This window comes from uncultured Gimesia sp., from assembly GCF_937919775.1.
Lineage (GTDB): Bacteria > Planctomycetota > Planctomycetia > Planctomycetales > Planctomycetaceae > Gimesia.
The window spans coordinates 1-7,481 of the sequence record NZ_CALFPF010000575.1; the positions used below are offsets into that span (position 1 = coordinate 1).

7 protein-coding genes are annotated in these 7,481 nt (G+C 50.8%); 6 read left to right on the plus strand and 1 reads right to left on the minus strand.

Annotation, left to right across the window (positions count from 1 at the left end; genetic code table 11):
- From Q0294_RS16550 to Q0294_RS16575, 6 genes are all read left to right on the plus strand, one after another.
- Window positions 1–830, plus strand: an 830-nt coding sequence (locus Q0294_RS16550; protein WP_299467669.1) for a DUF1553 domain-containing protein, incomplete at its 5' end; no start/stop codon positions are given.
- A gap of 49 nt (window positions 831–879) precedes the next feature.
- Window positions 880–2,178, plus strand: coding sequence for a DUF1501 domain-containing protein (locus tag Q0294_RS16555; RefSeq protein WP_299467670.1), 1,299 nt, complete (start codon window positions 880–882; stop codon window positions 2,176–2,178).
- 141 nt (window positions 2,179–2,319) lie between these two features.
- Window positions 2,320–3,657: a sulfatase-like hydrolase/transferase gene (locus Q0294_RS16560; RefSeq protein WP_299467671.1), complete on the plus strand. Its 1,338-nt coding sequence runs from the start codon at window positions 2,320–2,322 to the stop codon at window positions 3,655–3,657.
- Window positions 3,658–3,691: 34 nt separating this feature from the next.
- A complete protein-coding gene (locus Q0294_RS16565) occupies window positions 3,692–5,107 on the plus strand; it encodes a hypothetical protein (RefSeq protein WP_299467673.1) in 1,416 nt (471 codons plus the stop codon).
- A gap of 59 nt (window positions 5,108–5,166) precedes the next feature.
- A complete protein-coding gene (locus Q0294_RS16570; RefSeq protein ID WP_299467675.1) occupies window positions 5,167–5,949 on the plus strand; it encodes a DUF1080 domain-containing protein in 783 nt (260 codons plus the stop codon).
- Between the two features lie 61 nt (window positions 5,950–6,010).
- The gene (locus tag Q0294_RS16575; protein WP_299467677.1) at window positions 6,011–7,060 is read left to right on the plus strand and encodes a nucleoside hydrolase; all 1,050 of its coding nucleotides are present in this window, start codon (window positions 6,011–6,013) and stop codon (window positions 7,058–7,060) included.
- A gap of 50 nt (window positions 7,061–7,110) precedes the next feature.
- Here Q0294_RS16575 and Q0294_RS16580 read toward each other — a convergent pair.
- Window positions 7,111–7,481: hypothetical protein (locus Q0294_RS16580; protein WP_299467679.1), on the minus strand; the 371-nt coding region annotated here is incomplete at its 5' end.

The window sequence follows — 7,481 nt, forward strand, 5'->3', positions numbered from 1 at the left end:
CGCACGAGCAGATGGCCGCCGCAGACGAGTACGCGCGTGAATTGCTCATGCGGTGGATGCTTAATGAACCCAACCATTATTTTGCAAAAGCATTTGTGAATCGGATCTGGGCGCATTATTTCAATGTCGGCATCATTAATCCGCCGGACGATTTGAATCAGGCCAACCCACCCAGTAATAAGGCACTTCTGGATTATCTGGTGAAAGGGTTTATTGACAGCGGCTACGATATGAAGTGGCTGCATCGCACGATTACGAACAGCCGTACCTATCAATTAAGCTGGCGACCGAATCCAACCAACCGCAAGGATACCCGTAATTTCAGCCATGCGGTTTTGAGACGTCTGCCCGCAGAGGTTAGCATCGATGCGATTCTACAGTCGACGGCGAATCAGAAAAGTATGAACCAACTGGTAAGTCAGATGGACCGTCGTAAAATCTCGCAGCATCCTCTCTCCTTTCAGGCGCGGGCCATAGATTTCTCGTTACTCGTATTCGGGAAGCCACTACGTACAACGAATTGCGATTGCGAACGTCAGAACGAACCGACGCTCCTGCAGTCTCTATATGTACGGAACGATGACGAAATGCTGGGCAATTTGACCCGTGCAGATGGCTGGCTGGCAGAATTGAAAACCGCGACGCTCAAACCTTCAGAGCAGGAAGCACTGGTAACCGAAGCGTATTTGCGAACACTCTCCCGGTTTCCCGACGAAACGGAGTTGAAGGAAAGTCTGTCCCATTTACAGTCGACAAAGACTGTCTCGGAAGGGCTGCACGATTTGTTGTGGGTGCTGTTGAATACGCAGGAGTTTATTACCAATCACTAAATCAGCGGCTACGCAGGTTTCACGAAATATTATGGCTGAGGATCAGGGTATGAATTATCGCGAAAAAATGACCAGACGGAATGCGTTGCAGGTCGGGTTCCTCGGCGGTCTTGGTTTATCGCTGCCCGGTTTTTTCAAACTGTCTGCTGACGCTGCGGAGTCCGGTGAAAAGATCACCGCCAAAGCCGACGCGGTTCTGTTTTTGAATCTGGCCGGGGGCGTCTCTCACCTGGATACGCTGGATCGGAAACCGGAGGCGCCTGCAGACACGCAAGGCGAATTCAAATCGATCCAGACCTGCATTCCCGGTTATCAGGTGTGCGAATATCTGCCGAAGTACGCAGCGCTGGCGGATCAGTTCGCACTGATTCGCGGGATCTCGCATTCCGCCGGTGCGCATCCGCAGGGACAATCCTGGATCTCCACTGGAAATCGTCCGGTGCCGGCGTTGATTTATCCTTCGCTGGGTTCGGTTATCAGCAAAGAAGTTTCCAGCCAGCCTGATCTGCCCGGTTATGTGGCGATTCCCAAAACCGAATGGAACGCCGGTTATATGGGGGACGCATATGCTCCTTTCAAAACAAATACGGTTCCACGTCCAGGACATCCGTTTCAGGTACGCGGTATTTCATTACCCGATGGACTGACGATTGAAAAGGTGAGCCAGCGGCAGCAGTTGCTCCAGAAACTGGACCGTCGCTTTAAATCGGAAACAACGGAGAGCCAACTGTTAGAGGCGTTAGATAAATTCGGCTCTCAGGCTTACAACATGATTACGTCGAAACGGGCACGGGCCGCGTTTGATGTTGAGCAGGAGTCTTCAACGATTCGGAATCTGTTTACGCCTGACGAATTCAGTCAGTCCGTGTTTCTCGGCTGCCGACTGGTTGAGTACGGCGTGCCGTTTGTGACGGTGACTTATGATGGCTGGGATACTCATACCGAAAACTTTGCCGGTCACCGCCGCTTATTGCCGGCCCTTGATACCGGCATCACCGCCGGTCTGGAAATGCTGAAGCAGAAAGGACTGCTGGAGCGGACCCTGGTTGTCATCATGGGAGAATTCGGCCGTACTCCTAAAATCAATGTGAATGCGGGCCGCGATCATTATCCGCGCGTAAACTGGTGTCTGATGACCGGGGGCGGCATTAAACCCGGACAATTTGTCGGCGGGACCAATCAGGCCGGCGATGCACCGGATGACAAAACCAATATTAAGCCCGATGACATTGCTGCCACCATTTATCATGCATTGGGCATCGATCCACTCCTGGAATACTTTACGAATACCGGTCGTCCCACAATGCTGGTTCCACATGGCCGTATTATGCATGAGCTTTTTGCGTAAGCCCGTCGGACATGATTGATTTGTGCCACTGACTGCGGTCTAATAATGGAATGGTGAAGCGTGGTCAGCTCTGTCATTTCAGTCTGGTACAATCGACTTCGCCCTTTGAAAAGATTCCATCGACAATGAGGCGCGCTCGTTATGAAATCTGCGATTGTGATGCTCTTCTGCTGTGTTTTCCTGACTGGATTTGTGACAGCAGAGGAAAAAGTAGCCAGACCCAATATTGTGCTGATCATGGCCGATGATCTGGGATATGGCGATCTGAGCTGTTATGGCAGCACACAGTGTGACACACCTCAGCTTGACCGACTGGCTGCCAGAGGGATGCGGTTTACCGATTTTCATTCGAGCGGAACCGTCTGCAGCCCCACACGGGCCGGCCTGTTAACGGGCCGCTATCAGCAGCGGGCGGGTATCGATGGTGTGGTCTACGCTGACCCGAAAAAGAATCGACATCACGGGCTGCAGAAGAATGAAATCACACTCGGACAATGTCTGCAGGCAGCTGGTTATCAAACGGGCATGTTCGGGAAATGGCATCTGGGCTATCAATCACAGTACAACCCCACCTATCGCGGCTTTCAGCAGTTCGTGGGTTATGTCAGCGGGAACGTGGATTATTTCGCGCATCTGGACGGCACGGGTGTTTTCGACTGGTGGCATGATGCGGAGTTAAATCGGGCAGAGCAGGGTTATGTGACGCATCTGATCACAGATCACGCGGTCGACTTTATTCGTCAGCAAAAAGAAGAGCCGTTTTTTGTGTATATCGCGCATGAAGCCGTACATTATCCGTATCAGGGACCCAATGACAAACCGATGCGGAAAGAAGGGGTCGGCGATATCAATTCTGCCAAGCGAAAGGATATAGCAAACGCTTATCGCGAAATGAATACCGAAATGGATCGGGGCATCGGCAAGATTGTCACCGTGCTGGAAGAACTGAAACTGACAGACAATACGTTTATTTTCTTCCTGTCCGATAACGGGGCGAATAATAAAGGTTCGAATGGAAAATTACGCGGCTTTAAAGGCAGCGTGTGGGAAGGGGGCCATCGTGTGCCGGCGATCGCCTGCTGGCCCGGTCACGTTCCTGCCGGCAATGTATGTGATGAGACTGTGATCAGTATCGATCTGATGCCCACGCTATTGGAACTGGCGAAAGCCACTGTTCCCGCCGGTCATCGACTGGATGGCGTCAGTCTGGTGAGTTTGTTGACACAACAACAGAAATTAAAGCCCCGTCCGATTTTCTGGGATTACAGCGGGCGTTCTGCTGTCCGTGTAGGGCCTTGGAAACTGGTTTTGAATCAGGATCGAAAAACACCGGTCGAATTATTTAACCTCAATGAAGACTTGTCGGAATCAATTAATCTGGCTGAAAAACAGGCTCAACGCGTCCAGGTTATGCAGGCTGCGTTTGCTGTCTGGAAGAAAGAAGTCACTCAAACGGCGACTCCCCAACCTGAAAAATAACTCAGACAACGCATTTCTATCAGGAGACCACTTGATGTTTCGCATGACGATGCTGTTCCTTGTTCTACTTCCCTTGAACCTCTTTGCCGCAGAAGACACTAAAAGTGCATTGCAGGCTGGTGCTGCCAAGGTAAATATCAACCCGCGACAGTATCCGGTCTCCATGATTGGCAGTTTTCAGGATCGCCAGGCGCTTTCAGCCCATGATCCCTTACATGCTCGTGCGCTGGTATTGAAAAGTGGAAACACGAGTATTGCATTTGTGGTCTGCGATATCTGTTTGATTTCAAGGGAGATCTTTGATGCCGCCAAGCAGCAGGCGTCAATCAAAACCGGTATTCCCACCAGTCACATGCTGACTTCCGCAACACACACGCATACCGCGCCGACTGCCGTTCCGCTGGCACAATGTAATCCCAGTCCGGAGTATGTGCAGTTCCTGACCGAGAGCATTGCACAATCGATTATCAAGGCACATGCCCGTCTGGAACCTGCCAAAGTGGCCTGGACGGTGGCCCGTGAACCGGCAGAAGTCAATAACCGCCGCTGGTATGTCAAGGAAGGGGCGATCCTTCCGAATCCGTTTGGCAAGACGACGGATAAAGTCCGCATGAATCCTCCCGCGGGAAGTGACCTGCTGATTAAGCCGGCAGGTCCTGTTGATCCTGATATCTCCATTCTTTCCGTGCAACACGCGGATGGACGACCGTTGGCACTCCTGGCGAATTACTCATTACATTATGTCGGCGGCCTGCCTCCCAATCAGGTTTCCGCAGACTATTTTGGTGAGTTCGCCCGACAGATTCAAGAACGGCTTGGTGCGGATGAGACGTTTGTGGGGATCATGTCCAATGGGGCCAGTGGTGATATCAATAACATCAATTTCAAAGAACCCCGGCCTCGCGCTGCGGTCTTTGAACGCATTACTGCTGTGGCATCAGTCGTAGCGGACCGGACTTTTCAAGCCGTCAAATCGCTGCAATATCGGAACGATGTCTCATTGGAAATGCGGGAACGCACAATCGATCTGGCGATTCGAAAGCCGAATCAGGAAGAACTGGTGAATGCCCGCAAGTTGCTGGCGGATGCAAAAGATCCCAAACGGTTAACAACCAATGAAGTCTATGCACGTGAGACGACAAGAATTGCAGAGGGACCCGATACGGTTAACATCAAGCTGCAGGCGCTGCGAATTGGCGAGCTGGGCATCGTGGCCATCCCCTGTGAAGTGTTTGCGGAAATTGGTCTGGAGATCAAACAGAAGAGTCCGCTCAAGCCGACCTTTGTGATTGCTCTGGCCAACGGCTATAACGGTTATCTGCCTACGCCGGAGCAGCACATTCTGCAAGGCTATGAGACCTGGCGATCGGGCTGGAGTTATCTCGAAGTAGATGCCTCGCACAAAATCAACGCTCAGGTTTTTGAGATGCTCAATCAAATTGCCGATTAAAGCCATTTTTGGAACGACAAGTATTGCAACCTTAAAAATAACTGTCTGAGGAAATCAAAATGCGAATGCTGTTGGTGATGCTTTGGCTGCTCTGTTCAGGAGCCTTTTATGCCAGTCAGACAACTTGTGCTGCAGATCCGAATCAATTGACAGAACAGGAACAGCAGCAGGGTTTTAAAACGCTGTTTAATGGCAAGGATTTAACAGGCTGGCAGCATAGCGGCAACTGGAAAGTGGAAGACGCTGTGATGACGCGCTCCGGAAAAGGGGGCAGTCTGGTTTATGAAACTCAACCGCTGCCGGATGACTTTGAATTAAAGTTCGAATGGAAGGTGGCGGAAGGCAGCAACAGCGGCGTTTATTATCGCCCCGGGCAATATGAATATCAGGTCCTGGATAATCAAAAACATGTCGACGGTAAAAACCCGCGGACGAGTGCCGCTTCGATTTATTTCTGTATGCCTCCTTCGCACGATGCGACGCAGCCGGTGGGAGAGTGGAACGAGGGACGGATCGTCTGTCAGGGAACGGTGATTCAACATTGGTTGAATGGTAAGAAAGTGATCGATCTGGATTACACCGATCCCCGCTATGCCTGGCATGTGGCATTACTGGCGAATCGCGGCGGCAACCTGGCGGATCGAGGAGCGAATCTTTCACTGCAGGATCACGGTGATCCCGTCTGGTATCGCGGCATCAAACTGAGATCGATACCCGCAGGTGAGAAACTGGATCGCAGTCCTGTGAAACCGGCAGAGGTTCCCGATGCAGCCATGGCGGCTGAGCAGCGAAAGTTACAACGCATCATGGAGAACCAGGCACGACAGAGACTAAAAAACTAGACTGGTCGTCATCTGATCTTGATGTCCCTGCGAGTTTTCTGAAAAGAAATGGTAGTGCGATATGGTTTTAAATCGATGCTTTATCATCGTGCTTGGTCTGTTGTTGACAACAAATCCGGCTAGAGCGGCCGAACCTGTGCGGGTTATTTTTGATACGGATATTTCGGGGGATGTCGACGATGTACTCGCATTGGCGATGTTACATACTCTCGCTGATCGTGGAGAATGTGAACTGCTGGCAGTGACCATTTCGAAGATCAATCCGCTGACGGGGCCGTTTACCGATGCCACGAATACATTCTACGGGCGGGGAAATATCCCCATTGGTGTCACGCATGAGGCACAGCGTCGTGAGAGTAAATACCTGAAGCTGATCAACGAAAAACTGGGTGATCAATGGCGTTATCCGCACGATGTTTTGTCCAATGATCAACTTCCTGATGCGGTAAAGTTGCTGAGAAAGATTCTGGCTTCAGAACCGGATCGCTCGGTCGTGATCATTCAGGTGGGGTTGGCGGCGAATCTGGCAGATCTGGTCGAGTCGAAACCGGACGAATTCAGTCCGTTGAGTGGTCTGGAACTGGTGCGTCGTAAAGTGAAGCTGGTCTCCGTGATGGCAGGCGCTTTCGAGCCGATTAACGGGAACAAACGGTATCTCGAAGCGAACGTCAAAAATGGAATACAGTCGATGCAACGGTTTGCGAACCAGTGGCCCGATGATGTGCCTGTTGTCTGGAGCGGCTTTGAAATTGGTATTGCCGTCACTTACCCCCGTACGAGTATCAAACGCGACTTTAACTATACTCGACATCATATCGTCCGCGAAGCCTACCTGCTGCACAGTGGTCCTGAACATGATCGACCCAGTTGGGATCTGACGAGTGTGCTGTACGCCGTCCGTCCCCAAGACGACTATTTTGCTCTTTCGCCACCGGGGCGCGTGACCGTAGCCGATGATGGTTTTACCGCATTCGAACCCGCAAAGAATGGTCGCGATCGCTATTTAATCATGGATCAATTTCAGGCCGTTCGTGTTCGCGAAGCACTCCGGTATTTAGTCAGCCAGCCACCATTGCAATGCAAGTCACAGAAAAATGAATCGTCTGATTGACGGAATCGATTCCCAAAAGAATCGGAGGCGAGGTATGATTCCGAATCAATTTACTCGAATTTTTTTTTATTGACTTCTTCCAGTAAAATATCAATGGATTCACACATTTCTTTTTTTAGAGCGTGCAAGCTGTTCTGTACAACTGCCAGCCCGTCAATTCGACTGGTGACTTTTTTGAGATCGACTGGTGATTCGTTTGTGAGAGTGTTTGTTTCCGGAATCGTATCCGATTCGTTCCGCGCAGAGTTTTTGTTCGAAACGGAACTTTGCAGTTTACTTACCAGCAATTCTGTGTCGATCGGTTTTACCAAGAGATCTTTGAATCCAAGCGCTAACGCCTCCCTGGTAAGTTCTTTCATTTTAGGAGACGAACTGCCATGCTCCTTTGTGACCGTGAGATAAAAATGTAAAGGAGGAATAA

What these genes read in the sequence shown, in the direction of transcription:
- Q0294_RS16570 (WP_299467675.1), top strand. Translation starts at nt 5,167, where the DNA reads ATGCGAATGCTGTTGGTGATGCTTTGGCTGCTCTGTTCAGGAGCCTTT.
- Q0294_RS16555 (WP_299467670.1), top strand. Translation starts at nt 880, where the DNA reads ATGAATTATCGCGAAAAAATGACCAGACGGAATGCGTTGCAGGTCGGG.
- Q0294_RS16565 (WP_299467673.1), top strand. Translation starts at nt 3,692, where the DNA reads ATGTTTCGCATGACGATGCTGTTCCTTGTTCTACTTCCCTTGAACCTC.
- Q0294_RS16560 (WP_299467671.1), top strand. Translation starts at nt 2,320, where the DNA reads ATGAAATCTGCGATTGTGATGCTCTTCTGCTGTGTTTTCCTGACTGGA.
- Q0294_RS16575 (WP_299467677.1), top strand. Translation starts at nt 6,011, where the DNA reads ATGGTTTTAAATCGATGCTTTATCATCGTGCTTGGTCTGTTGTTGACA.